This is a genomic window from Brenneria corticis, assembly GCF_003115855.1.
In the GTDB taxonomy this organism is placed as follows: domain Bacteria; phylum Pseudomonadota; class Gammaproteobacteria; order Enterobacterales; family Enterobacteriaceae; genus Brenneria; species Brenneria corticis.
Genome location: NZ_KZ819104.1, coordinates 1 through 21985, shown reverse-complemented (window position 1 = coordinate 21985; position 21985 = coordinate 1). Strand labels below are relative to the sequence as shown.

The following is a 21985-nucleotide window of genomic DNA, read 5'->3' as shown; positions in this document are numbered from 1 at the left end:
TCTAGCAGGTCTAACTCCGACAGGAGCCAATCCGTGAAAGACTTATTAAAGTTTCTGAAAGCGCAAACTAAAACCGAAGAGTTTGATGCGATCAAAATTGCTCTGGCTTCGCCAGACATGATCCGTTCGTGGTCTTTTGGTGAAGTTAAAAAGCCAGAAACCATTAACTACCGTACGTTCAAACCGGAACGCGACGGACTTTTTTGCGCCCGTATCTTTGGGCCGGTAAAAGACTATGAGTGCTTGTGCGGTAAGTATAAGCGCCTGAAACACCGCGGCGTTATCTGTGAGAAGTGCGGCGTTGAAGTGACCCAGACCAAAGTACGCCGCGAGCGTATGGGCCACATCGAGCTGGCGTCTCCCACCGCGCACATCTGGTTCCTGAAATCGCTGCCGTCACGCATTGGTCTGCTGCTGGACATGCCGCTGCGCGATATCGAACGCGTGCTGTACTTCGAATCCTACGTGGTGGTTGAAGGCGGCATGACCAATCTGGAACGTCGTCAGATCCTGACCGAAGAGCAGTATCTGGACGCGCTGGAAGAGTTCGGCGACGAATTCGACGCCAAAATGGGCGCCGAAGCGGTTCAGGCCCTGTTGAAAAACATGGACCTGGAGCAGGAATGCGAACAGCTGCGTGAAGAGTTGAATGAAACCAACTCCGAAACCAAACGCAAGAAGCTGACCAAGCGTATCAAGCTGCTGGAAGCGTTCGTACAGTCCGGCAACAAGCCGGAGTGGATGATCCTCACCGTGCTGCCGGTACTGCCGCCGGATCTGCGTCCGCTGGTGCCGCTGGACGGCGGTCGTTTTGCGACCTCCGACCTGAACGATCTCTATCGTCGCGTCATTAACCGTAACAACCGTTTGAAACGCCTGCTGGATCTGGCCGCGCCTGACATCATCGTACGTAACGAAAAACGTATGCTGCAGGAAGCGGTCGACGCCCTGCTGGATAACGGCCGTCGCGGTCGCGCGATCACCGGCTCCAACAAGCGTCCGCTGAAATCGCTGGCCGATATGATCAAAGGTAAGCAGGGTCGTTTCCGTCAGAACCTGCTGGGTAAACGCGTCGACTACTCCGGTCGTTCGGTTATCACCGTTGGTCCGTACCTGCGTCTGCATCAATGCGGTCTGCCGAAGAAAATGGCGCTGGAGCTGTTCAAACCCTTTATCTACGGCAAGCTGGAGCTGCGTGGCCTGGCCACCACCATCAAAGCCGCCAAGAAGATGGTTGAACGCGAAGAAGCCGTGGTATGGGATATCCTGGACGAAGTGATTCGCGAACACCCGGTACTGCTGAACCGTGCGCCGACGCTGCACCGTTTGGGTATCCAGGCTTTTGAACCGGTACTGATCGAAGGTAAGGCGATTCAGCTGCACCCGCTGGTCTGCGCCGCCTATAACGCCGACTTCGACGGCGACCAGATGGCCGTTCACGTACCGCTGACGCTGGAAGCCCAGTTGGAAGCGCGTGCGCTGATGATGTCCACCAACAACATTCTGTCGCCGGCGAACGGCGAGCCCATCATCGTGCCTTCGCAGGACGTGGTGTTGGGGCTGTATTACATGACCCGCGACTGCGTCAACGCCAAAGGCGAAGGCATGGTGCTGACCGGGCCGAAAGAAGCGGAGCGCGTTTACCGCGCCGGTCTGGCCTCGCTGCATGCGCGTGTCAAAGTGCGCATTACGGAAGAGATCAAAAGCATCGAAGGCGAGGTTACGCATCAGACCAGCATTATCGATACCACCGTCGGTCGGGCGATTTTGTGGATGATCGTACCGAAAGGTTTGCCGTACTCGATCGTTAACCAGCCGCTGGGCAAAAAAGCCATCTCCAAAATGCTCAACACCTGTTACCGCATTTTGGGCCTGAAGCCGACGGTTATCTTCGCCGACCAGATCATGTACACCGGTTTTGCCTACGCGGCGCGCTCCGGTGCTTCCGTCGGTATAGACGACATGGTTATCCCGGAGAAAAAAGCCGGGATCATCGAAGAAGCCGAAACCGAAGTGGCCGAGATTCAGGAGCAGTTCCAATCCGGTCTGGTTACCGCCGGCGAACGCTACAACAAGGTTATCGATATCTGGGCCGCGGCCAACGAACGCGTTGCCAAGGCGATGATGGAAAACCTGTCGGTTGAAGACGTGGTTAACCGCGACGGCGTGGTTGAGCAGCAGGTTTCCTTCAACAGCATCTTTATGATGGCCGACTCCGGCGCGCGTGGTTCCGCGGCGCAGATTCGTCAGTTGGCGGGGATGCGTGGTCTGATGGCGAAGCCGGACGGCTCCATTATCGAAACGCCGATCACCGCGAACTTCCGTGAGGGTCTGAACGTACTCCAGTACTTCATCTCCACGCACGGCGCGCGTAAAGGTCTGGCGGATACCGCGCTGAAAACCGCGAACTCCGGTTATCTGACCCGTCGTCTGGTTGACGTGGCGCAGGATCTGGTGGTCACCGAGGACGATTGCGGTACCCACGAAGGTATCATGATGACCCCGGTTATCGAGGGCGGCGACGTTAAAGAGCCGCTGCGTGAGCGCGTTCTGGGCCGTGTCACGGCTGAAGACGTTATCAAGCCGGGTACGGCGGATATTCTGGTGCCGCGCAACACCCTGCTCAACGAGCAATGGTGTGACCTGCTGGAAGAAAACTCCGTCGATGCGGTGAAAGTCCGCTCCGTCGTAAGCTGCGAAACCGACTTCGGCGTGTGCGCCAAGTGCTACGGTCGCGACCTGGCGCGCGGTCACCTGATTAACAAAGGTGAAGCCATCGGGGTTATCGCCGCGCAGTCTATCGGCGAACCGGGCACCCAGCTGACCATGCGTACCTTCCACATCGGTGGTGCGGCATCGCGTGCGGCGGCCGAGTCCAGTATTCAGGTGAAAAACAAAGGTAGCCTGAAACTGAACAACGCCAAGTTCGTGGTCAACAGCAACGATAAGCTGGTGATTACCTCGCGTAACACCGAGCTGAAGCTGATCGACGAATTCGGCCGTACCAAAGAAAGCTATAAAGTGCCTTACGGTGCGGTGATGGCGAAAGGCGACGGCGCTGAAGTCAACGGCGGCGAAACCGTAGCCAACTGGGATCCGCACACCATGCCGGTTATCACCGAAGTGGGCGGTAACATTCGCTTCACGGACATGGTCGACGGCCAGACGATTACCCGTCAGACCGACGAACTGACCGGTTTGTCCTCCATCGTGGTTCTGGACAGCGCGGAGCGTACCGGCAGCGGTAAAGATCTGCGTCCGGCGCTGAAAATCGTTGATGACAAAGGCGAAGACGTATTGATCCCGGGCACCGATATGCCCGCCCAATACTTCCTGCCGGGTAAAGCGATTGTTCAGTTGGAAGATGGCGTGAAGATCAGCGCGGGCGACACCCTGGCGCGTATTCCGCAGGAATCCGGCGGTACCAAGGATATTACCGGTGGTCTGCCGCGCGTTGCCGACCTGTTTGAAGCCCGTCGTCCGAAAGAGCCGGCGATTCTGGCGGAAATCAGCGGCATCATCTCCTTCGGTAAGGAAACCAAAGGCAAGCGTCGTCTGGTGATTTCTCCGCTGGATGGCAGCGACGCCTACGAAGAGATGATTCCGAAATGGCGTCAGCTCAACGTGTTTGAAGGTGAACGCGTAGAACGCGGCGACGTGGTTTCCGACGGTCCGGAATCCCCGCACGATATCCTGCGTTTGCGTGGCGTACATGCGGTAACGCGTTACATCACCAACGAAGTTCAGGAAGTTTACCGTCTGCAGGGCGTTAAGATTAACGATAAACACATCGAAGTTATCGTTCGTCAGATGTTGCGTAAAGGCACCATCGTCAGCGCCGGCGGCACGGAGTTCCTGGAAGGCGAGCAGGCGGAAATGTCTCGCGTCAAGATTGCCAACCGTCAGTTGGAAGCGGATGGCAAGATCCCGGCAACCTACAGCCGCGATCTGCTGGGTATCACCAAGGCATCTCTGGCGACCGAGTCCTTCATTTCCGCGGCATCGTTCCAGGAAACCACCCGCGTGCTTACTGAAGCGGCGGTGGCCGGTAAACGTGATGAACTGCGCGGGCTGAAAGAGAACGTTATCGTAGGTCGTTTGATCCCGGCGGGTACCGGTTATGCGTACCACCAGGATCGTATGCGTCGCCGTCAGGCAGGCGAGGCGCCGGTCGCGCCTCAGGTGAGTGCTGATGAAGCCTCCGCCAACCTGGCCGAACTGCTTAACGCCGGCTTCGGTAACAGTGACGACGAGTAATATCGTCGTCAAGCACCGTATACAACCGCCCCTCCGGGGCGGTTAAGTCGCTGAAAGCCCCGGCCGTCAAAGCCGGGGTTTTTTTATGGCGTGCTATCCTTGGCCGCCACCCTTGCGGGCCGTCGCCGCGGCGACGTTAAGAACTTACGTAGGGCGTCCCGCCCTCCGCCCTGACGGGCCGGCCGTCGTAAACGGCGTTAAAAAACGCTCCCGGCGTTTTTTTCTTCCGGACGTTTTTTGTTATATCAGACAGCGAGACTGACATGGATTCCTCGACAACTTCAATACCAACTAAGGATGCCGCGCACATAGCGCCCGGACGCGCCAGAAGAGCGGCATGGGGCAGTTTTATCGGCGCGGTGGTGGATTGGTATGACTTTTTGCTCTACGGCATTGTTGCCGCGTTGGTGTTTAATATTGAGTTTTTCCCGCAGATAAGCCCGACCATGGGTACGCTGGCGGCGTTTGGCACTTTTGGCGTGGGTTTCTTGTTCCGGCCGCTGGGCGGGATCGTGTTCGGCCATTTCGGCGACAAGCTGGGCCGCAAACGCATGCTGATGATCACCGTCTGGACGATGGGGCTGTCGACCGCGCTGATTGGCGTATTGCCCACTTTTGACAGCATTGGCTGGTGGGCGCCGGTACTGCTGGTGACGCTGCGCGCCATTCAGGGGTTCGCGGTCGGGGGCGAATGGGGCGGCGCCGCGTTGCTGGCGGTGGAGAACGCGCCTAAAAAGAAAAAAGCTTTCTACAGCAGCGGCGTGCAGGTGGGATACGGCGTGGGGCTGTTGCTGGCGACGGGCTCGATTTCACTGGTCAGCCACCACACCACGGATGCCGATTTTATCAGCTGGGGCTGGCGGCTGCCGTTTTTATTCAGCGTGGTGCTGGTCGCCATCGCCTGGTGGATCCGCTCCGGGATGGAAGAGTCGCTGGAGTTCGAGGCCAACAAGAAGTTACGGGAAAGAACGCAAAAAATCCGTTCGTTTCCGATCATTGAAGCGCTGCGCAAGCATCCCAAGGCATTTTTGCTGATTATCGCCCTGCGGCTGGGGGAACTGCTGACGATGTATATCGTCACGGCGTTCGCGCTCAACTACTCCACCGCCAATCTGGGGATGTCGCGGGAGTTCTTTCTGCATATCAGCCTGCTGGTGGGCGGGATAAGCTGCCTGTCTATCCCTCTCTTCGCCCGTCTGGCCGACAGTTTCGGCCGGCGGCGGATTTACGTCACCGGCGCGCTGATCGGCGCCGCCAGCGCGTTTCCCTTCTTTATGGCGCTGGAAGCGCACGCCAGCCTGTGGATCCTGTTTTTTGCCGTCATGTTGGCCAACGTGGCGCACGATATGATCGTCAGCGTACAGCAGCCGATGTTTACCGAGCTGTTCGGCACGGCGTATCGCTACAGCGGCGCGGGCGTGGGCTATCAGGTGGCGAGCGTGGTCGGCGGCGGTTTCACCCCGTTTATCGCGGTACTGCTGGTGGAGTTTCTGGGCGGTTCCTGGCACGGCGTGGCGACTTATCTCGCCGTGGGTTGCCTGCTGTCGGCGATTGTCGGACTGCGCATGAAGCCGCAAACGCTGGACTGAGCTTAGCAAAGCCGATGCCGGCGCTGGACGCCGGTATCGGCTTAACGGGCGCGTTTTCTCAGCGGAAACGGTCGATATCTTCACGCCTAAGCCCGATATCTTTTAATCTTTCGTCACTCATTCTCCGTAACGTCTGCCGCGTTTTCTCTTTCAGCCGCCATGCTTGCCATTTCCGGTAGGGCAGAATAACCATTAACCGCCATAGTGATAGGCCGGACGAACGTTGCGAGCCGTCTGCTTGATGTTTCATTTTTGCCCCCTTACCCGATTGCGAAGCCTTATGATGCGAGGGAAGGTGGGTATAATACAGATGCAGAAAATGAATTTATTTAACATACAGATTGCGTAATATTGCATCTGAATGGTATTTTTTACCGTAATCTGTACTGGTTATGTTGGTAATTCACCCTGGGAAATAATACTTATGACGCGTTACCAATATCTTGCTTCGCTGTTGGAACAACGGATAGAACAGGGCTTATACCAGGGCGGCGAACGTCTGCCGTCCGTCAGGGCGCTGAGTTCGGAGCACGGGGTGAGCATCAGCACCGTCCAACAGGCTTATCATCTGCTGGAAGCGCGTCAGCTTATTATGCCGCAGCCGCGTTCGGGGTATTTTGTCGCGCCGCGCAAGGCGACGCCGCCGATGCCCGGGCTGACCCGTCCGGCCCAGCGCCCGGTGGAGATCACCCAGTGGGAGTCGGTGCTGGAGCTGTTTAACAACGCCCCGGCGTGCAATACGTTCAATTTTGGCGGCGGCACGCCGGACATCAGCCAATCGACGATGAAGCCGCTGTGGAAAGCGCTGACCCGGCTTTGCCAGCATCAGGATCAGCGGGTGCTCAATTACGGCGATATGTATGGCGCCCCGGAGCTGCGCGCGCAGGTGGCCCGTCTGGCGCTGGACAGCGGCTGCCAGCTTACCGAGGATGACATAGTGATTACCACCGGCTGCCAGGAAGCGCTGTTCACCGCGGTGCGGGCGGTATGCCAGCCGGGGGATATCGTGGCGCTGGAGTCCCCCACCTTTCCCGGCACGCTGCAAATCCTGCGCGGTTTGGGGATCAAGGTGATAGAGATCCCGACCTGCGCGATCACCGGGATCAGCCTGGACGCGCTGAAGCTGGCGCTGGAGCAGTGGCCGATCAAGGCGCTGCTGCTGGTGCCTACCTGCAACAACCCGCTGGGGTTCTGCATGCCAGACGAGGAAAAACAGGCGCTGGTCACGCTGGCCCAGCAGTTTGATCTGGCGATTATTGAAGACGATGCCTACGGCGAACTGGTTTACGACTATCCCCGCGCCAGAACCATCAAGTCTTTTGATGAGGACGGCCGGGTATTGCTGTGCAGCTCTTTTTCCAAAACGCTGGCGCCGGGGTTGCGCGTTGGCTGGATAGCGCCGGGGCGTTATCTGGAGCGGGTGATTCATACCAAATACATCAGCACCGGCTATACGGTGACGCATACGCAGCTGGCGGTGGCCGAATTTATCCGCCTGGGCCATTATCAGCCCCATCTGCGGCGTATGCGGATGCAATATAAATATAATCGTGACGACTTTACCTGCTGGATCCGCCACTATTTTCCCTGTGGGATCTGCGTCAGCCGTCCGCAGGGCGGGTTTCTGATGTGGATTGAACTGCCGGAATCTTTTGACTCGCTGCGGCTTAACCGCGAGGTGCGCAAGGCCGGTATACAGATTGCCGCCGGATCGCTGTTTTCCGCCTCGGGGAAATACCGCAACTGCCTGCGGCTGAATTACGCCTTGCCGTTCACCGACGAAACGGGCACCGGGCTGCGTATCCTGGGAGAAACGGTCAGCCGGATGATGGGCGACCATTAATCGCGGCCTCAGGGAAAGGCCGAAGCGGTTTTATGGCGCGCCTCTGCCCAAATAGCCGTCCCAGTCCTTCCATACCGGCTGCAATCCGGCTTGCCTGATCACCTGAGCGACCTCTTCCGGCCGGCGGGCGTCGTGCGGCGCGAACTGTTCCAGTTCGGGGTGGTCATCGGCGTAGCCGCCCGGCTGGGTTTTGGAAAAGGCGCTGACGTTGTTTATCGCGATGGGAATCGCATGATCGCGGAAGAACGGCGACTCGCGGGTGGAGAGCGACAGCTCGATATCCGGCGACAGCAGGCGGAAGGCGCAGATCACCTGCATCAGCTGGGCTTCATCCATCAGCGAGGCGGGCTGGATGCCTCCCGCGCAGGGACGCAGGCGGGGGAAGGAGACGGAATAGCGGCTCTGCCAGTAGGTTTGCTGTAGGTGCAGCAGGTGTTCCGCCACCATATAGCAGTCGGTTCGCCAACTGTCGGACAGGCCGATCAGCGCCCCCAGTCCGATCTTGTCGATCCCCGCGCGGCCAAGACGATCCGGCGTCGCCAGCCGCCAATGGAAGTCCTGCTTCTGCCCGCGCAGATGGTGCTGTTGGTAGGTCGCCGGATGATAGGTTTCCTGATACACCATCACCCCGTCCAGCCCCAGGGTTTTCAGTTCCGCGTACTCTTCCTGCGCCAATGGCTGCACCTCGATCATCAGCGCGCTGAAGTGCGGGCGGATCAGCGGGAAGACGCGACGAAAGTAGTCCATGCCCACTTTGCGCTGATGCTCTCCGGTCACCAGCAGCAGGCTATCGAAGCCCAGTTCCTTGATCGCGGCGCATTCGCGCAGGATCTCCGCGTCGTCCAGCGTCTTGCGCTTGATGTGGTTGCTCATGGAGAAACCGCAGTAGGTACAGTCGTTGGAACACAGGTTGGACAGGTATAAAGGGACGTAGAAGCCGACCGTATTGCCGAAGCGCTGGCGGGTGAGCTGCTGCGCCCGCTGCGCCAGCGGCTCCAGATAAGGGGCGGCGGCGGGGGAGATCAGCGCCATAAAGTCTTCGCGGTCCGGCCGGGCGGCGCCGAGCGCGCGCTCCACGTCGCGTGAGGTTTTGCTATTGATCCTCAGGGTGAGATCGTCCCAGTCGAGCCGCTGCCAGACGGTTTGAAAGTCGTTTTCCATCAGGCGGCTCCTTGCGTTTGCTGGCGCAGGAAGCCGGTCAGCGGGCTGGTGGCGCTGGCGATGTACTGTTTATTGCCCAGGCCGGCCTGCTGCGCCAGCGCTCCGGCTTCAATGGCGATCCTGAAGGCCTGCGCCATTTTGACCGGATCGCGGGCGACGGCGATGGCGGTATTGACCAGCACCGCGTCAGCCCCCATCTCCAGCGCTTCCGCGGCGTGGCTGGGGGCGCCGATCCCCGCGTCGACGACGACGGGAACGCGGGCCTGTTCAATAATGATGCGCAGAAAATCACGGGTTTGCAGCCCCTGGTTGGAGCCAATCGGCGCGCCCAGCGGCATGACGGCGGCGCAGCCCGCTTCCTCCAGTCGTTTACACAGCACCGGGTCGGCGCCGCAGTAGGGCAGGACGACAAATCCCTCTTTCACCAGCCGCTCGGCGGCCTTCAGCGTTTCAATCGGGTCGGGGAGCAGGTATTTCATATCGGGATGAATTTCCAGTTTCACCCAGTGGGTGCCCAGCGCTTCACGCGCCAGGTGCGCGGCGAACACCGCTTCATCGGCCGTTTTGGCCCCGGAGGTATTCGGCAGCAGTCTGATGCCAAGCTGGCGCAGCGGAGCAAGAATGGCGTCGCTGCCGCCTTTCAGGTCAACGCGTTTCATCGCCATGGTGACCAACTGCGAGCCGGAGGCGCGTAGTGCGTCCAGCATAATTTCGGGGGTGGCGAATTTTCCGGTGCCGCTCAGCAGCCGGGATGTAAAAGTGGTATCGGCAATGTGCAGCATGTCATCCTCCCGCTATTGCCTGAAAAAGCAGAATATCATCCCCGTCCGCAACCTGACGTTCGCGCCAGGCGTCACGGGGGATAATGGTTTGGTTGATAGCCACAGCCGTGCCGGGCTGGAGCCGGTTTACCCGGCTCAGCAGCGCTTCAACCGTTATCGACTCGGTGAGTTCGATGGTCTCGTCATTTAAGGTGATGTTCATGCCTGACTCCCGCAGACCGGGCAGCGCGCCGCCCGGGTGAGTTGCAGGGTGTTCCAGCTTTGCTGTTTACCGTCAAACAACCGCAGCTTGCCGCTCAGAGCCGAGGGCAGCCCGGCCAGCAGCTTGATGGCCTCCAGCGCCTGCAGCGTGCCGATTACCCCGACCACCGGGCCGAGCACGCCCGCCGTGCGGCAGTTGCGCTGCGGCTCCGTCGCCTCGGGATAGAGGCAGGCGTAGCAGCCGTGGGCGTAGGGGGGCGTCAGCACCAGCAGCTGTCCGCTGAAGCCGACGGCGCTGCCGCTGATCAACGGCTTGCCGGCGCGGATACAGGCGGCGTTCACCGCATGGCGGGTTTGCATATTATCGCTGCAGTCCAGCACCAGGTCGGCGCGGTTGACGGCGCGCCGCAGCGCCTCGCCGCTCAGCCTTTCGGTAAGGGCAATCGCCTCCGACTGTGGATTCAACGCCTGTAGCTGCCGCTGCGCCAACGCGGCTTTGGGTTTGCCGGTTTCGCCGGTGCGATACAGAATCTGCCGTTGCAGGTTGCTGATATGCAGCGCGTCGTCATCGGCGAGCAGCAGGGTGCCGACGCCGGCGGCGGCCAGATAGAGCGAGGCCGGCGCGCCCAGACCGCCAAGCCCCACCAGCAGCACGCTGGCGGCTTTCAGCTTCTCCTGGCCTTCCGGGCCGATATCCTCCAGCATCAGCTGACGGCTGTAACGCATAAATTCTTGATCGCTAAGTCCGGCTGGGCTGGTGTGGTGGTTCGCGCTCATCTCACGCCTCCCGTCCTTCAATCATGCGCAGCAAGGTTGCCGTAGCCTGGCGCCAGTCCGGCGCCTGGGTAATGGCGCTGACCACGGCGATGCTGCCGACGCCGGTCGCCAGCACCGCCGGCGCCCGGTCGATGCTGATGCCGCCGATGGCGACGGTGGGAAAACGATCGCCCAGCGTCTGGAGATGGCGGGCCAGTTCGGCCACGCCCTGAGGCGCGGAAGGCATGTCTTTGGTTTGGGTGGGGAAGATATGGCCGAGGGCGATATAGGACGGATTGATTGCCTCGGCCCGCGCCAGCTCCGCGTCATCGTGAGTGGATAGGCCGAGGCGCAGCCCCGCCCGCCGAATGGCGGCGAGATCGGCGCCGTCCAGATCCTCCTGCCCCAGGTGCACGCCATAGGCCTGATGTTTCACCGCCAGCCGCCAGTAGTCGTTGATAAACAGCCGCGCCTGATATTGGCGACCCAGGGCGATGGCGCGGATAATATCCGCTTCCACCTGCTCGTCGGGCAGGTCTTTAATGCGCAGCTGAATGGTTTTGACGCCCGCGCTAAGCAGGCGCTCAATCCACTCAACGCTATCCACCACCGGGTAGAGGCCGAGCCGATGCTCGGTAGGGGGAAAAGGCGCGGTGATTGGCGTTGCCGCCGTCTGAGATGACGTCATTTGTTCTCCTCCGTTTGCAGGCTGGCGGCGCTGTGGTACAGCTCGCCGCCGCGGGCGCGGAAGGCTTCGGACATGTGCGCCATTCCCACTTCAATGGGCTGCGCCGCGGCTTCCTGTTGTGCCGCGTAATCGCGCACTTCCTGGGAAATTTTCATCGAGCAGAACTTCGGCCCGCACATGGAGCAGAAGTGGGCGATTTTGCCGGACTCCTGCGGCAGGGTTTCATCGTGGTAGGCGCGGGCGGTTTCGGGGTCGAGCGCCAGATTGAACTGATCCTCCCAGCGGAATTCGAAACGCGCCTTGGACATGGCGTTGTCGCGGATCTGCGCGCCGGGGTGTCCCTTCGCCAGGTCGGCGGCGTGGGCGGCGATTTTGTAGGTGATCAGCCCCTGTTTGACGTCTTCCTTATTCGGCAGCCCCAGGTGTTCTTTCGGGGTGACGTAACAGAGCATCGCGCAGCCGAACCAGCCGATCATCGCCGCGCCGATGCCGGAGGTGAAGTGGTCGTAACCGGGGGCGATATCGGTGGTCAGCGGGCCCAGCGTATAGAACGGCGCTTCGTGGCAATGCTCCAGCTCTTCGGTCATATTGCGGCGGATCATCTGCATCGGCACGTGGCCGGGACCTTCGATCATCACCTGCACATCGTACTCCCAGGCGATTTTGGTCAGTTCCCCCAGCGTATGCAGTTCGGCGAACTGCGCTTCGTCGTTGGCGTCCTGAATCGAGCCGGGGCGCAGACCGTCGCCCAGCGACAGCGCGACGTCATAGGCGGCGCAGATTTCGCAGATGTCGCGGAAGTGTTCATACAGGAAGCTCTCTTTATGATGCGACAGGCACCACTTGGCCATGATCGAGCCGCCGCGCGACACGATGCCGGTCAGCCGTTTGGCGGTCATCGGCACATAGCGCAGCAGCACGCCGGCGTGGATGGTGAAATAGTCGACGCCCTGTTCCGCCTGTTCCAGCAGGGTGTCGCGGAACATTTCCCAGCTCAGGTTTTCCGCCACGCCGTTGACTTTTTCCAGCGCCTGATAGATGGGCACCGTGCCGATGGGCACCGGACTGTTGCGCAGGATCCACTCGCGGGTTTCATGGATATAGCGTCCGGTGGAGAGGTCCATCACGGTGTCCGCGCCCCAGCGGGTGGACCACACCAGCTTTTCCACCTCTTCTTCAATCGAGGAGGTGACGGCGGAGTTGCCGATATTGGCGTTCACCTTCACCAGAAAATTGCGGCCGATAATCATCGGTTCGGATTCCGGGTGATTGATATTCGACGGAATGATGGCGCGCCCGGCGGCCACTTCCTGACGCACGAACTCCGGAGTGATGTTCTCCGGCAGGCGGGCGCCAAACCCCTCGCCGGGATGCTGCTGGCGCAGCACCTCGCCGCGAATGCGCTCACGGCCCATATTTTCGCGGATGGCGATAAACTCCATTTCCGGGGTGACGATGCCCTGGCGCGCATAATGCAGCTGGGTCACGCATTTGCCCGGTTTAGCGCGCAGCGGACGCGGCAGGTGTTCGAAGCGCAGGTGATCCAGTCCGGCATCCGCTAGGCGCTGCTGGGTAAAATCCGAGCTGACGGCGGCGAGCGTGGCGCTATCGTTTCGCTCGGCAATCCAGTTGGCGCGCAGTCTGGCTAATCCGACGCGCACGTCCGGGCGCGACGCCGGATCGCCGTACGGACCGGCGGTGTCATATACCGGGATCGGCTCGTTGGGTTGGTATTGCGGATCGTCCTTGCCGCCGCCGACTAACGTCGGGCTAAGCTGGATTTCGCGCATCGGCACGCGAATATCGTCGCGTGAACCGGTGAGATAAATGCGCCGCGAGTTGGGAAACGCCATCCCCTGCAGCGTATCAATAAACTGCTGGGCGGCCGCGCGCTGGTCGCGGCGACTGGTTTTGGGCGGTCGGGATGATGATGTTTTGGTAGACATAGCAAGTTCCTGTGATGCGTAAAGGGAAAATTGCTTGTCTGGAGCTCGGAGGGAGTAATAACGCTAGGTATGCCGGAGCGATTGATGCAGGTCTCAATCAGGCACATTACTCTTGTTCCCTTCGCGGGTCTTAACCCGATCAGGTTCCGCGGATCCCGAATTAACGGTCTCAGCCTGTGCATTTTCTTTTCTTGCTTAACACTCAAGAAACGGAAACGCGCTAGGCACTCCGACAAGATAGCCCTACTATTAACGGGCTGATTACAACGGTGACACTTTATGACGCCAGCACGGGTATGTCAAAGCAAGGAAGGCGTATCTGTGAAGGTAAGTCAGATGCTGAATGGTAACAATATGATAATAAAAAGATATTAATTATCAAAAATCAGCCGGATAACGTTGTCCTCCAGCGCGAAGCGTTCGGCCAGGGTTTCGCCCACGTGGGACAGCGCCTGCTGGAATTCAATACAGTTTTCATCATCGATGGCGGTCGCCAAATGACCGTCGTAAGACGCCATAATCTGCTCTGTATTGCTTTTTAACGCTTCATCAAGCTGGTTGAAAAGCGCCTTTTTCTGTTCGCCGAGGACGGCGGCTTCCGGCAATATCCGCTCATAAACGTGGAAGTGGCCGATCGACAGATAATCGACCAGATTATGGCAAAATTCATCCAGCGCTTTTTCATCCAGCGGGGAGAGTTTTTCCTTGTTCGGTTTGATGCCAACCAGATGGTAGTAAGCAATCAGCAGCTGCTTACGCGCTTGTAGCCATTGGTCGATTAACGCATTATTGCCACCGACGAGGTCAGTCAGGCTTTGTAACTGGTTTAGCATTGTTGGCTCCGTGAATGGTAGAAAATAACCGTCAGTTATAAAAGTTATCTAATCACCCAGAGTGGTAAAATGCCAGCGAAGTGATAGTGGAGCAATAGAAAAGATATGGAACACACGCTAAAAGGTGACGAAACCGGATGGTGGGTTATCAGTCACGCAAACCAGATATGGCTCCCTGAGGGGGAATTGCCGCAGGGAACGGCGTCCAGTTGGTCATTACAGGGGCAGAGCGCCCGACTTATCGGCGAATGGCAGGGACAGGCGGTCCGGCTGGTCTGCCAGAACCGGGATAGCGGCATGGCATCCGTCCGTCAGCTACTCGACCAGGAAGTCGGTCTTTTTCAAATGGCGGGGCGCGGCGTACAGCTGGCGGAATTTTACCGCGCCCATCGATTCTGCGGCTACTGCGGCCATGAAATGGTGCGCAGTAAAACCGAGCTGGCCTGCCTGTGCCGCCACTGCAAGGAGCGTTATTACCCGCAGATCGCCCCCTGTATCATCGTGGCGATCCGACGCGGCGACGAGATTCTGCTGGCCCAGCACAACCGTCATCGCGGCAATATGTATACGGTGCTGGCCGGGTTCGTCGAGGTGGGCGAAACTCTGGAGCAGACGGTGGCCCGCGAGGTGATGGAAGAGAGTCATATCCGGATCAAGAACCTGCGTTATATCAGCTCCCAGCCCTGGCCTTTCCCGCACTCGCTGATGATGGCCTTTATGGCGGACTATGCGGGGGGCGACATTCAGCACGATCCCGCCGAACTGCGCGACGCCGCCTGGTTCCGCTATGACCAACTGCCCATTTTACCGCCGCCGGGCACGGTGGCGCGCCGCCTGATTGAAGATACGGTTGCGCTGTGCCGCGCGTCTCATGAGAACGGCTAGCCAACATGTTACCATCGGGCGCGATAACCGTACGCCGCGGGATGACGACTAAAGGAAAACAGCATGACTGATCTGAAAAACGATCGCTATTTACGGGCCTTGTTGCGCCAGCCGGTTGATGTGACGCCGGTATGGATGATGCGTCAGGCGGGGCGTTACCTGCCGGAATACAAGGCGACCCGCGCTCAGGCGGGCGACTTTATGGCGCTGTGTAAAAACGCCGATCTGGCCTGCGAGGTCACCTTGCAACCGTTGCGGCGCTACGAGCTTGACGCGGCGATCCTGTTTTCAGATATCCTGACCATTCCCGATGCGATGGGCCTGGGGCTCTATTTTGAAACGGGCGAAGGTCCGCGTTTTCAGTCTCCGATTACCCGCCATGCCGATGTGGCGAATTTGCCGATTCCCGATCCGGAACAGGAACTTGGCTATGTGATGAATGCGGTGCGCACCATCCGCAAAAATCTTGCCGGCGCGGTGCCGCTGATCGGCTTTTCCGGCAGCCCCTGGACGCTGGCGACCTATATGGTGGAAGGCGGCAGCAGCAAAGCCTTCACCATGATTAAAAAGATGATGTTTGCCGAGCCGAAAACGCTGCATCTGCTGCTGGACAAGCTGGCGGACAGCGTCATTCTCTATCTGAACGCGCAGATCCGCGCCGGGGCGCAGGCGGTGATGGTATTCGACACCTGGGGCGGCGTGCTCAGCGGCCGGGATTATCGCCAGTTTTCCCTGCATTATATGCACAAGATCGTTGACGGCCTGCGGCGGGAAAACGACGGGCGCCGCGTTCCCGTCACCCTGTTTACCAAGGGCGGCGGCCAGTGGCTGGAAGCGATGGCGGAAACCGGCTGCGACGCGCTGGGGCTGGACTGGACCATCGACATTGCCGATGCGCGCCGCCGCGTCGGCGAGAAAGTCGCCCTGCAGGGAAATATGGATCCGTCTATGCTGTATGCGCCGCCGGCGCGTATCGAGCAGGAGGTGGCGTCGATTCTGGCGGGGTTCGGGCAGGGCAACGGCCATGTGTTCAATCTGGGGCACGGTATCCATCAGGATGTGCCGCCGGAGCACGCCGGCGCTTTTGTGGCGGCGGTGCACCGGCTATCCCGCGCTTACCATCAATAGGGGGATCTGTGATTGATACCCGAGGGCTGCGCGCGGAGCAGGTGACGCGCGCCGCTGAAATTGTTCGTTGCGACGATCTGCCGTTCGACCAGCCGGATTTTATCGCCGGCGCCGACGTGGGCTTTGAGCAGGACGGCGTGATAACCCGCGCGGCCATCGCCGTGCTGCGCTATCCGTCGCTGGAATTGGTGGAGTATAAGATTGCGCGGGTCGCTACGACAATGCCGTATATTCCGGGGCTGCTCTCTTTCCGGGAATGCCCGGGCCTGATGGCCGCCTGGGGGATGCTGGAGCAAAAACCGGATTTGTTATTTGTCGACGGACATGGTATTTCACATCCGCGCCGGCTTGGCGTGGCCAGCCATTTCGGCCTGCTGGTGAATGTACCGACGATCGGCGTGGCGAAAAGCCGTCTGTGCGGACATTTCGCGCCGTTATCGGATCAGGCGGGCAGCCGGCAGCCGCTGCTGGATAAGGGCGAGCAGATTGGCTGGGTATGGCGCAGCAAGGTGCGCTGTAACCCGCTGTTCGTGGCCACCGGCCATCGCGTCGGTCTGGATAGCGCCCTGCTGTGGGTGCAACGCTGCATGCGCGGCTACCGTCTGCCGGAGCCCACCCGCTGGGCCGACGCGGTGGCATCGGACCGGCCGGCGTTTCAGCGCTGGCGACAGCAGATGTTGTAAGCAAAAATTTTAGGAATACAGGCATAGGGCGCGGTGAGAATTTCAGGTACACTGCCGCCCAGTGCCTCTACATGAGCATAAAATAACAGATGTTACGTAATCCGATTCATTTGCGTTTGGAAAAGCTCGGAAGCTGGCAGCATGTCACCTTTATGGCATGCCTTTGCGAACGTATGTACCCGAATTATCATGAATTTTGTCAGCAAACCGGATTTGGCGACGCCATGGTTTATCGTCGCATTCTCGATCTGGTTTGGGAAACGCTGGTGGTCAAAGACGCAAAAGTCAATTTCGACAGCCAGTTGGAAAAATTAGAAGAGGCAATTCCGGCGGCTGATGACTATGATATTTATGGTGTCTACCCGGCGATTGACGCCTGTATCGCCTTGGGCGAGCTGATCCATTCCCGCCTGAGCGGTGAAACGCTGGAACATGCGATCGCCATCAGCGAGGCGTCGATCCGCACGGTCGCCATGCTCGAAATGACGCAGGCCGGTAGAGAAATGACCGATGATGAGCTGAAGGTTCTGCCGGCAATTGAAGACGAGTGGGACATCCAATGGGAGATTTTCCGCCTGTTGGCCGCCTGCGAAGAGCGTGATATCGAACTGATTAAAGGACTCCGCGCTGACCTGCGAGAGGCCGGAAGCAGTAATATTGGGATAAATTTACAGCAATAACGCGATAAAACGTGATTTAAGGCCTGAAATGGCCTGTCTTAAGGCTTCACATCCGCACCCTGTCTGGTCTACATTTGGGGGGCGTAATAAAAGTGGCTGTCGGTGCGTATATGCAGGAGAGTGCTGTTATGGCCTATCCGTCGCACTCGATGCTTAGCAAGCGATAAACACACTGTAAGGATAACTTATGAATAAGACTCAACTGATTGATGTAATTGCGGACAAAGCTGATCTTTCCAAAGTACAGGCGAAAGCGGCACTGGAATCAACTCTGGCGGCGATTACTGAGTCTCTGAAAGAAGGTGATGCAGTACAATTGGTTGGTTTTGGTACGTTTAAGGTAAACCATCGTAACGAGCGCACTGGCCGCAATCCACAAACTGGTAAAGAAATCAAAATTGCTGCAGCCAACGTGCCAGCGTTTGTTTCTGGCAAGGCGCTGAAAGACGCTGTTAAATAAGCCATGCCGGTTAAGAGTTTAAGCAGGGGGGCGTTTTCGCCCCTTTTGCTTTTACTGCGCTGGTTGGGCATGGGCGCCGCGCTGGCGCTGCTCGTCGCCTGTGGCAGCCATGCCCCGTCTCCGCCGGTCTTTGCCAGCGGTTATCTTTCCGATCGCGGCGTGGTTCGTCTGTGGCGTAAAGATGATGCCCAGCACAACACCACCCGGCTGATTGTGGTTTATAACCCGCTTCAGGGCGATAGCACGGTAGTCACCCGCTATCTCTATCAGCAGGACGAGATACGGGAAATCAAAAGAACGCTGGAATTACAGAAAGACGACACCGAGATACGTTTTGCGCAAGATGGAACGGTCAGCTTTATGCAACGGCAGCTGGCGCAAAGGCGAGAGTCAATTTCCGATGACGATCTGGCGCTCTATCAGTGGGATGCCAAACGCCTGCTGGAGCTGAGCGAGGTGCTTCAGGCCGGTAAGGTGGTGCTGAAACAGGGAACCTGGCAGAACGGTCAGGTGGTAACCTGCGATGGGCAGCAAACCCGTCCCGACTTTGACTCGCTCTCACAGGGATGGATTGACAAGCAGAAACAGCCATTGGTAAGCGTTGCGTGGCTGGAGGCGCCGGCAGGCACGCAGCTGTTACTGGCGGACCAGGGGAATTTCTGCCGTTGGGAAGCGGAGGCCGGCAGGCTGTAATCCGTCGCCGGGTCGAGGCCCGATAACGCCCGCGCGGCTAATCCACCTTTTCGCGCAGCATAAAAAACCCGGATTGCTCCGGGCTGCTCGGTTCTCAGGCTTGTTCCCGCTCAATGGCGCGATAGCCGATATCTTTGCGATAAAAACACCCTTGCCACTGAATGTCCGCCGCCAGTTCATACGCGCGTTTCTGGGCCTCCGCCACCGTATTGCCTAATGCCGTTACGCACAATACGCGTCCGCCGTTGGTAACGACATTTTCGCCGTCCATTTTGGTGCCGGCGTGAAAGACTTTGCCGTCTTCGGCATCCTGCCGGGGCAGACCGGAAATAACATCGCCGGTGTGGTAATCGGCCGGATATCCGCCCGCGGCCAGCACCACGCCCAGGGCGGGGCGTTCATCCCATCGCGAATCCTGCTCGTTCAGTTTGCCGTCGCAGGCCGCCAGACACAGCTCAACCAGATCGGAACGCAGACGCAGCATAATCGGTTGGGTTTCCGGATCGCCAAAGCGGCAGTTGAATTCAATCACCTTGGGCTGGCCGTCGGCGGAAATCATCAGTCCGGCGTACAGAAAACCGGTATAGACATTGTCCTCGGCGGCCATGCCGTTGACCGTCGGCCAAATCACCCGCTCCATGATGCGTTGGTGGATCTCATCGGTTACCACCGGGGCGGGGGAGTAGGCGCCCATACCGCCGGTGTTCGGGCCGGTATCCTGGTCGCCTACGCGCTTGTGGTCCTGGCTGGTGGCCATAGGCAGCACATTTTTCCCATCCACCATGACGATAAAGCTGGCTTCCTCACCGTCCAGGAACTCTTCCACCACGATACGGTGTCCCGCATCGCCAAACGCGTTGCCCGCCAGCATATCCTGGATGGCGTCTTCCGCTTCCCGCAGCGTCATGGCGACGATGACGCCTTTGCCCGCCGCCAGCCCGTCCGCCTTGATAACGATGGGCGCGCCCTTCGCACGCACGTACGCCAAAGCCGGCTCCACTTCGGTAAAGTTCTGGTATTCGGCTGTCGGAATATTGTGCCGGGCAAGGAAGTCCTTGGTGAATGCTTTGGAGCCTTCCAACTGCGCCGCGGCCTGCGTAGGGCCGAAAATCGTCAGTCCCGCGGCGCGAAAGGCGTCGACCACGCCAATCACCAGCGGCGCTTCCGGTCCGACTATGGTCAGGCCGACGTGGTTTTCCTGGGCGAAAGCGACTAACGCCGGTATATCGGTCGCCGCGATATCGACGTTCGTCAGCGCCGGCTCCAGAGCGCTTCCCGCATTACCCGGCGCCACATAGACGCGGTTCGCCAGCGGAGACTGGGCGGCTTTCCAGGCCAGCGCATGTTCGCGCCCGCCATTGCCAATGATTAAAATATTCATCTCGGTCGGCTCCTGAATTAATGGCGGAAGTGGCGCATATCGGTAAAGATCATCGCGATGCCGTGTTCGTTGGCGGCGGCGATGACTTCATCGTCACGGATAGAGCCGCCCGGTTGGATCACGCAGGTAATGCCTACGGCCGCCGCGGCGTCAATGCCGTCGCGGAAGGGGAAGAACGCGTCGGACGCCATGGCCGAGCCTTTGACCTCCAGCCCTTCGTCAGCGGCCTTGATACCGGCAATTTTGGCGGAGTAGACGCGGCTCATCTGGCCGGCGCCGATGCCGATGGTCATATTGTCGCGGGCGTAGACGATGGCGTTGGATTTTACGAACTTGGCCACCTTCCAGCAGAACAGCGCATCGCGCAGTTCCTGTTCGCTGGGCTGACGCTCGGTCACTACGCGCAGTTGCGACGCATCGACCATGCCCAGATCGCGCTCCTGCACCAGCAGACCGCCGTTTACGCGCTTAAAGTCCAAACCGGGGACGCGTTGTTGCCATACGCCGCTGATCAGAACACGCACGTTTTGTTTGGCCGCGGTAACTTTTAACGCGGCGTCGCTGACGGATGGCGCAATAATCACTTCGACAAACTGACGGCTGACGATCGCCTGCGCCGTCTCTTCGTCCAGCTCGCGGTTGAAAGCGATGATGCCGCCGAAAGCGGAGGTCGGGTCGGTTTTGTAGGCGCGCTCATAGGCGTCGAGAATCGAGTCGCCTATCGCCACGCCGCAGGGGTTGGCATGTTTGACGATGACGCAGGCCGCATCAGTAAACTCTTTCACACACTCCAGCGCGGCGTCGGTGTCGGCGATATTGTTATAAGACAGCGCCTTGCCTTGTAATTGCCGCGAAGTGGCGACGGACGCTTCCGTTACGTTTTCTTCTATGTAGAAAGCCGCCTGCTGGTGGCTGTTTTCACCGTAGCGCATATCCTGTTTTTTAACGTAGTTCAGATTCAGCGTGCGCGGGAAATGGCCTGACGGTTTATCCGTTTCGCCATAATACGGCGGCACCAGCGAACCAAAGTAGTTGGCGATCATGCCGTCATAGGCCGCGGTGTGCTCAAATGCCTTGATAGCCAGATCGAAACGGGTTTCGTAGGTCAGCGAACCGCCGTTGGCGTCGATTTCACTAATAATGGTTTCGTAGTCGCCGCTCTTGACCACGATAGCGACGTCTTTATGGTTTTTGGCCGCGGAGCGCACCATGGTGGGTCCGCCGATGTCGATGTTTTCGATGGCGTCTTCCAGCGTGCAGTTTTCACGGGCGACGGTCTGGGCGAAGGGATAGAGATTCACCACAACCATATCGATCGGCTGAATATCGTGTTGAGCCATAACGGCGTCATCCTGACCGCGTCGGCCGAGAATACCGCCGTGGACTTTGGGGTGCAGGGTTTTAACGCGTCCATCCATCATTTCCGGGAAGCCGGTGTAGTCCGATACTTCGGTGACCGCCAGGCCGGCATCGGCCAGCAAACGGGCGGTTCCGCCGGTTGAAAGAAGCTCAACGCCACGTTGGGACAGAGCCTGAGCAAATTCGACAATACCCGCTTTGTCAGAAACGCTGAGCAAAGCGCGGCGGATAGGACGACGTTGTTGCATGATGATGTTATCCCTTGGATTTGATAATCATTGAAGAACGGTACGTGAATATCGTCTTTTATGACGCATGATGGCGAGATAAAGAGAAATATTCAGTTAGCGTTCTACAGAAATACGCTGGTTTTTACGCGGGAGAATTGTAGCGAAAACGTTTGCGTGATGCTCGTCAAATTTTGATTATATCCCGCTCTGTGGATAACTTTGTGTAAAAAAGGGTATAAGGCAGGGTTTTGCTGTGGAATGCAGCAGTCGGCCATTTTTATGCGAAATACCTGTTGCGGCCTGCGCAGAACTCCCTATAATGCGCCTCCACTGACAGGGCAACGGCGACGACGCGGTTGTGATGACGGTAGGAAGCCAGGTAATAATCACTTGACTTCACAGCGGAATTGCATAACATATGCGGCCCGCG

General features: G+C 58.8%; 19 protein-coding genes and 1 riboswitch. Of the genes, 9 read left to right on the top strand and 10 right to left on the bottom strand.

The window, feature by feature from the left end; translation table 11 throughout:
• Window positions 1–33 precede the first annotated feature (33 nt).
• Both rpoC and shiA read left to right on the top strand, forming a co-directional pair.
• The gene (gene rpoC, locus DDT56_RS22800) at window positions 34–4257 is read left to right on the top strand and encodes a DNA-directed RNA polymerase subunit beta' (protein WP_136168664.1); all 4224 of its coding nucleotides are present in this window, start codon (window positions 34–36) and stop codon (window positions 4255–4257) included.
• 263 nt (window positions 4258–4520) lie between these two features.
• Window positions 4521–5846 (top strand): shikimate transporter, encoded by a 1326-nt coding sequence (gene shiA, locus DDT56_RS22795; RefSeq protein ID WP_136168663.1) that lies wholly within the window; start codon window positions 4521–4523, stop codon window positions 5844–5846.
• 58 nt (window positions 5847–5904) lie between these two features.
• On the opposite strand, the gene DDT56_RS22790 is transcribed toward shiA, so the two are convergent.
• Window positions 5905–6039, bottom strand: coding sequence for a DUF1127 domain-containing protein (locus DDT56_RS22790; RefSeq protein ID WP_210417074.1), 135 nt, complete (start codon window positions 6037–6039; stop codon window positions 5905–5907).
• A gap of 231 nt (window positions 6040–6270) precedes the next feature.
• On the opposite strand from DDT56_RS22790, the gene DDT56_RS22785 reads away from it, so the two are divergent.
• Window positions 6271–7689 carry an aminotransferase-like domain-containing protein gene (locus DDT56_RS22785; RefSeq protein WP_136168661.1) on the top strand — a complete coding sequence of 473 codons (1419 nt, stop codon included), beginning with the start codon at window positions 6271–6273 and terminating at the stop codon, window positions 7687–7689.
• Between the two features lie 30 nt (window positions 7690–7719).
• On the opposite strand, the gene thiH is transcribed toward DDT56_RS22785, so the two are convergent.
• The 7 genes from thiH to rsd all read right to left on the bottom strand — a co-directional run bounded on the left by thiH (window position 7720) and on the right by rsd (window position 14056).
• Complete coding sequence (gene thiH / locus DDT56_RS22780) at window positions 7720–8850, bottom strand: 2-iminoacetate synthase ThiH (protein WP_136168660.1); 1131 nt, start codon at window positions 8848–8850, stop codon at window positions 7720–7722.
• Window positions 8850–9632, bottom strand: coding sequence for a thiazole synthase (locus DDT56_RS22775; RefSeq protein WP_136168659.1), 783 nt, complete (start codon window positions 9630–9632; stop codon window positions 8850–8852). Before DDT56_RS22775 ends, thiH begins: the two co-directional genes overlap by 1 nt.
• Window position 9633: 1 nt before the next feature.
• Window positions 9634–9834 (bottom strand): sulfur carrier protein ThiS, encoded by a 201-nt coding sequence (thiS, locus tag DDT56_RS22770; RefSeq protein ID WP_136168658.1) that lies wholly within the window; start codon window positions 9832–9834, stop codon window positions 9634–9636.
• A complete protein-coding gene (locus DDT56_RS22765; RefSeq protein ID WP_136168657.1) occupies window positions 9831–10610 on the bottom strand; it encodes a HesA/MoeB/ThiF family protein in 780 nt (259 codons plus the stop codon). Before DDT56_RS22765 ends, thiS begins: the two co-directional genes overlap by 4 nt.
• Window position 10611: 1 nt before the next feature.
• Window positions 10612–11277, bottom strand: coding sequence for a thiamine phosphate synthase (thiE, locus tag DDT56_RS22760; RefSeq protein ID WP_136168656.1), 666 nt, complete (start codon window positions 11275–11277; stop codon window positions 10612–10614).
• A complete protein-coding gene (gene thiC, locus DDT56_RS22755; protein WP_136168655.1) occupies window positions 11274–13223 on the bottom strand; it encodes a phosphomethylpyrimidine synthase ThiC in 1950 nt (649 codons plus the stop codon). The genes thiE and thiC overlap by 4 nt, the downstream gene beginning before the upstream one ends.
• Window positions 13224–13322: 99 nt before the next feature.
• A riboswitch (TPP riboswitch) is annotated at window positions 13323–13465 on the bottom strand.
• 129 nt (window positions 13466–13594) lie between these two features.
• Window positions 13595–14056 carry a sigma D regulator gene (gene rsd / locus DDT56_RS22750; RefSeq protein WP_136168654.1) on the bottom strand — a complete coding sequence of 154 codons (462 nt, stop codon included), beginning with the start codon at window positions 14054–14056 and terminating at the stop codon, window positions 13595–13597.
• 105 nt (window positions 14057–14161) lie between these two features.
• Between rsd and nudC the strand changes: the two genes are divergently transcribed.
• From nudC to DDT56_RS22720, 6 genes are all read left to right on the top strand, one after another.
• On the top strand, window positions 14162–14941 hold the full coding sequence (gene nudC, locus DDT56_RS22745; protein WP_136168653.1) for an NAD(+) diphosphatase: 780 nt from the start codon (window positions 14162–14164) through the stop codon (window positions 14939–14941).
• A 63-nt stretch (window positions 14942–15004) separates the two neighbouring features.
• Window positions 15005–16069 carry a uroporphyrinogen decarboxylase gene (gene hemE / locus DDT56_RS22740; RefSeq protein WP_136168652.1) on the top strand — a complete coding sequence of 355 codons (1065 nt, stop codon included), beginning with the start codon at window positions 15005–15007 and terminating at the stop codon, window positions 16067–16069.
• An 8-nt stretch (window positions 16070–16077) separates the two neighbouring features.
• Complete coding sequence (gene nfi / locus DDT56_RS22735; protein ID WP_136168651.1) at window positions 16078–16752, top strand: deoxyribonuclease V; 675 nt, start codon at window positions 16078–16080, stop codon at window positions 16750–16752.
• A gap of 89 nt (window positions 16753–16841) precedes the next feature.
• Window positions 16842–17432, top strand: a complete 591-nt coding sequence (locus DDT56_RS22730) for a YjaG family protein (RefSeq protein WP_136168650.1) — start codon at window positions 16842–16844, stop codon at window positions 17430–17432.
• Between the two features lie 187 nt (window positions 17433–17619).
• On the top strand, window positions 17620–17892 hold the full coding sequence (gene hupA / locus DDT56_RS22725; RefSeq protein WP_009114799.1) for a nucleoid-associated protein HU-alpha: 273 nt from the start codon (window positions 17620–17622) through the stop codon (window positions 17890–17892).
• A gap of 3 nt (window positions 17893–17895) precedes the next feature.
• Complete coding sequence (locus DDT56_RS22720) at window positions 17896–18585, top strand: DUF1481 domain-containing protein (RefSeq protein ID WP_136168649.1); 690 nt, start codon at window positions 17896–17898, stop codon at window positions 18583–18585.
• A gap of 94 nt (window positions 18586–18679) precedes the next feature.
• Here the strand turns inward: DDT56_RS22720 and purD are convergent, their stop codons facing one another.
• Together purD and purH are read right to left on the bottom strand one after the other, a co-directional pair.
• On the bottom strand, window positions 18680–19966 hold the full coding sequence (purD, locus tag DDT56_RS22715; RefSeq protein ID WP_136168648.1) for a phosphoribosylamine--glycine ligase: 1287 nt from the start codon (window positions 19964–19966) through the stop codon (window positions 18680–18682).
• A gap of 17 nt (window positions 19967–19983) precedes the next feature.
• Complete coding sequence (purH, locus tag DDT56_RS22710; protein WP_136168647.1) at window positions 19984–21573, bottom strand: bifunctional phosphoribosylaminoimidazolecarboxamide formyltransferase/IMP cyclohydrolase; 1590 nt, start codon at window positions 21571–21573, stop codon at window positions 19984–19986.
• Window positions 21574–21985 lie beyond the last annotated feature (412 nt).

What these genes read in the sequence shown, in the direction of transcription:
- rsd (WP_136168654.1), bottom strand. Translation starts at nt 14,056, where the DNA reads ATGCTAAACCAGTTACAAAGCCTGACTGACCTCGTCGGTGGCAATAAT.
- thiS (WP_136168658.1), bottom strand. Translation starts at nt 9,834, where the DNA reads ATGAACATCACCTTAAATGACGAGACCATCGAACTCACCGAGTCGATA.
- DDT56_RS22765 (WP_136168657.1), bottom strand. Translation starts at nt 10,610, where the DNA reads ATGAGCGCGAACCACCACACCAGCCCAGCCGGACTTAGCGATCAAGAA.
- shiA (WP_136168663.1), top strand. Translation starts at nt 4,521, where the DNA reads ATGGATTCCTCGACAACTTCAATACCAACTAAGGATGCCGCGCACATA.
- thiE (WP_136168656.1), bottom strand. Translation starts at nt 11,277, where the DNA reads ATGACGTCATCTCAGACGGCGGCAACGCCAATCACCGCGCCTTTTCCC.
- DDT56_RS22775 (WP_136168659.1), bottom strand. Translation starts at nt 9,632, where the DNA reads ATGCTGCACATTGCCGATACCACTTTTACATCCCGGCTGCTGAGCGGC.
- DDT56_RS22720 (WP_136168649.1), top strand. Translation starts at nt 17,896, where the DNA reads ATGCCGGTTAAGAGTTTAAGCAGGGGGGCGTTTTCGCCCCTTTTGCTT.
- DDT56_RS22790 (WP_210417074.1), bottom strand. Translation starts at nt 6,039, where the DNA reads ATGGTTATTCTGCCCTACCGGAAATGGCAAGCATGGCGGCTGAAAGAG.
- purD (WP_136168648.1), bottom strand. Translation starts at nt 19,966, where the DNA reads ATGAATATTTTAATCATTGGCAATGGCGGGCGCGAACATGCGCTGGCC.
- thiH (WP_136168660.1), bottom strand. Translation starts at nt 8,850, where the DNA reads ATGGAAAACGACTTTCAAACCGTCTGGCAGCGGCTCGACTGGGACGAT.
- hupA (WP_009114799.1), top strand. Translation starts at nt 17,620, where the DNA reads ATGAATAAGACTCAACTGATTGATGTAATTGCGGACAAAGCTGATCTT.
- DDT56_RS22730 (WP_136168650.1), top strand. Translation starts at nt 16,842, where the DNA reads ATGTTACGTAATCCGATTCATTTGCGTTTGGAAAAGCTCGGAAGCTGG.
- DDT56_RS22785 (WP_136168661.1), top strand. Translation starts at nt 6,271, where the DNA reads ATGACGCGTTACCAATATCTTGCTTCGCTGTTGGAACAACGGATAGAA.
- hemE (WP_136168652.1), top strand. Translation starts at nt 15,005, where the DNA reads ATGACTGATCTGAAAAACGATCGCTATTTACGGGCCTTGTTGCGCCAG.
- purH (WP_136168647.1), bottom strand. Translation starts at nt 21,573, where the DNA reads ATGCAACAACGTCGTCCTATCCGCCGCGCTTTGCTCAGCGTTTCTGAC.
- nudC (WP_136168653.1), top strand. Translation starts at nt 14,162, where the DNA reads ATGGAACACACGCTAAAAGGTGACGAAACCGGATGGTGGGTTATCAGT.
- thiC (WP_136168655.1), bottom strand. Translation starts at nt 13,223, where the DNA reads ATGTCTACCAAAACATCATCATCCCGACCGCCCAAAACCAGTCGCCGC.